Annotated in this window: 4 protein-coding genes; 3 read left to right on the top strand and 1 reads right to left on the bottom strand. The window is 67.6% G+C overall.

All coding sequences use genetic code 11. The features are described from left to right. The first annotated feature begins 23 nt into the window (after nt 1-23). The 3 genes from ACI3KT_RS18485 (at nt 24) to ACI3KT_RS18475 (ending at nt 2222) form a co-directional block, all read left to right on the top strand. Entirely contained in the window at nt 24-905 is an 882-nt protein-coding gene (locus tag ACI3KT_RS18485; protein ID WP_404905872.1) for a carbohydrate ABC transporter permease, read from the top strand. Further along, the gene (locus ACI3KT_RS18480; protein WP_404905871.1) at nt 902-1918 is read left to right on the top strand and encodes a LacI family DNA-binding transcriptional regulator; all 1017 of its coding nucleotides are present in this window, start codon (nt 902-904) and stop codon (nt 1916-1918) included. The genes ACI3KT_RS18485 and ACI3KT_RS18480 overlap by 4 nt, the downstream gene beginning before the upstream one ends. A gap of 136 nt (nt 1919-2054) precedes the next feature. Next, complete coding sequence (locus ACI3KT_RS18475) at nt 2055-2222, top strand: hypothetical protein (protein ID WP_307293285.1); 168 nt, start codon at nt 2055-2057, stop codon at nt 2220-2222. Nucleotides 2223-2252: 30 nt separating this feature from the next. On the opposite strand, the gene ACI3KT_RS18470 is transcribed toward ACI3KT_RS18475, so the two are convergent. Continuing rightward, nucleotides 2253-2784 (bottom strand): M23 family metallopeptidase (locus ACI3KT_RS18470; protein ID WP_404905870.1); only part of this gene is annotated, 532 nt, incomplete at its 5' end.

The following is a 2784-nucleotide window of genomic DNA, read 5'->3' as shown; positions in this document are numbered from 1 at the left end:
ACGCCAGCGGGTACACCTGCACGATGACGATCAGGGCGACGGTCACGGTCAGCAGGGTCCGCCGCACCGGCAGCACTCGCCTGCAGGTGCAGCGGACCCTGCTGACCGTGACCGTCGCCCTGATCGTCATCGTGCAGGTGTACCCGCTGGCGTGGCTGTTCCTGACGAGCTTCCGCACGGCGAACGACTTCGCCGCCGGCAATCCGTTCGCGCTGCCGTCGTCGTTCACGCTCGAGAACTACGGGCGAGCGTTCACGACGGGCAACCTCTGGCTGAACATCCTGAACAGCCTGATCGTCACTCTGGGGGCGAGCGCGCTGATCGTGGTGGCTGGCATGATGGCGGCCTTCGCCCTGCAGGTGCTCGGGTTCCGGTTCAGCGGATTCGTGCGCGCGCTGTTCCTCCTGGGCATCATCGTCCCGGTGCAGATCGCCCTGGTGCCGCTGTTCATCGACTACTCGCAGGTCGGGCTCCTCGACACGCACCTGTCGATGATCATCCCGCTCGCGGCGTTCGCCCTGCCGATGTCGGTCTACCTGTTCTCGTCGTTCTACGAGTACATCCCACGGGAGACCTACGAGGCGGCCTCGCTCGACGGCGCGGGACCGTACCGGATCTTCCTCAGGATCACGTCGCCGCTGTCGGTCAACACGATCATCACGGTGGTGCTGGTGAACAGCATCTTCATCTGGAACGACTTCATCTTCGCGAACACCTTCGTGCTCTCCGACGGGCTGAAGACCATCCCGCTCGGTCTGCAGAACTACATTGGGGCGATGGGGAACACCGATTGGACGGCGACCTTCGCCGCCGTGTGCGTCACGGTGACGCCGCTGCTGCTGGTGTTCCTGGTCTTGAACAAGGCGATGATCTACGGCCTGGAGAGCGGAGCGACCAAGGGATGAGCACCTCTTCGGGAGCGCACGGGGGCAGCGTGACCATGCGCGACGTCGCGAAGGCGGCGGGCGTGTCGGTGGCGACCGTGTCGCACGTCGTCAACGACAAGGCCGGTGCGCGCATCGGCGAGGACACGAGGCTGCGGGTGCAGGAGGCGGTCGCCGCGCTCGGCTACCGGCCGAATGCGCTCGCCAAGACCCTGTCGCAGGGCACGTCGCGCTTCATCGGGCTGGTCACCGATCAGGTCGCCACCACGCCCTTCGCCGGTCAGATCATCCACGGCGCTCAGGATGAGGCGTGGAAGCACGGGTACGTGCTGCTCGTCGCCAACACGGATGGCAACGAAGCAGTGGAGGGCGACGCGATCGCGATGATGTTGGAGCACCAGGTGCACGGCATCCTCTACTCGACCTGGTATCACCGCGAGATCGCCGTGCCGGAGGCGCTGCATCAGACCGACACGGTTCTGGTCGACTGCTTCGCCTCGGAGAGCGGCCTGCCCTCCGTCGTTCCCGACGAGGTGCAGGGAGGGCGCACCGCGACCCAGGAGCTGCTCGGGGCGGGACATCGCCGCATCGCCTTCATCAACACCACCACGCCTTCGCCTGCGCAGTCCGGACGACTGGCCGGCTACCGGTCGGCGCTCGAAGAGGCCGGAATCGCGTTCGACGAGGCCCTCGTGGTGCCGGCCTCACCGGAACAGGAAGGCGGATACGCCGCGACGGCGGCGATTCTCGCCTCCGGTGCGACGGCAGCGTTCTGCCACAACGACCGCGTCGCGATGGGTCTCTACGACGGGCTTCGCGACCAGGGCCTGCGCATTCCCGATGACATCGCCGTGATCGGCTTCGACAATCAGGATGTCATCGCCGCGCACTTGCGCCCACCGCTGTCGACCGTCGCCCTGCCGCACTACGAACTCGGCGCCACCGGGGTTCGCGTGCTGCTGGGAATGGAGTCCGCTCCGACGAGCGGGCCGCTTCTCATCGCGTGCCCGTCGATTCGGCGAGAGTCCGTCTAGCCGCAGAGCCCGATGCGCGCGTCGCGCCCCAAGCACGCAATACCGCAGTGTCCTCCACCGCCGCAGACCCGTCAACCCCCGCTCGCCTCCGCCCCGCTCACCGATACGGTCGCGGGAACGAACAGAGGAGATGGCGATGAGCGATCCGCACAACACCCACGGAACCCCCGGCCCGAATGAAGAGGCCGACACCGCGTCCGGTGGCGCCCCGGAAGAGCCCGACGACACGTCGACCGACGACATCCTCGACGACGAGACGACTGACGACGACGGCGCGCCGGTCGAGAACCCCTCCGGCGGCTGACCGCCCGCGCGGAAGCGCAGTGGTACCGGATTACCGGACGTGCGCCTCGAGCCAGGGAACCGGGTTGATCTGGGCGCCGTTGATGCGCACCTCGAAGTGCAGGCAGGAGCCGATCGTGTAGCCGGTGTTGCCGACCCGGCCCAGGAACTGCCCCGCGACGACGTGATCGCCGGGCTGAACGGCGCGGCTGCCGTAGTTCATGTGCCCGTAGAGGGTCGTCACGCTGCCGTCTTCGTCGTGCTGCACCTGCACGGTCACGCCGTAGCCGCCGTAGCTGTCCTGAGACATCGTCACGACGCCGTCGGCCGACGCGTAGATGGGCGTGCCGATGGGAGCCGCGTAATCCTGCCCCATGTGGCTGCGGCCGGGACGGCTCGCCCCGAATCCGTCGGTCATCGTGTACGTGCCTGCGGCCATCGGGATGATGATCTGACCCGGCTTGGCGATGGGAGGGACGCCGCTGCGCGCGGTGGCCGCGGCGACGGCCTGCAGATCCCTCAGCTCGTCAGGTGTGGTCGCCGAGAACTCGCCGCTCACCACCACGTCGGGGAGCACGTCGGCG

The organism is Microbacterium sp. ZW T6_19, from assembly GCF_044987465.1.
Taxonomy (GTDB): domain Bacteria; phylum Actinomycetota; class Actinomycetes; order Actinomycetales; family Microbacteriaceae; genus Microbacterium; species Microbacterium natoriense_A.
Note: the sequence above shows the minus strand (reverse complement) of the source record. Positions and strands in the feature narration are given on the sequence as shown.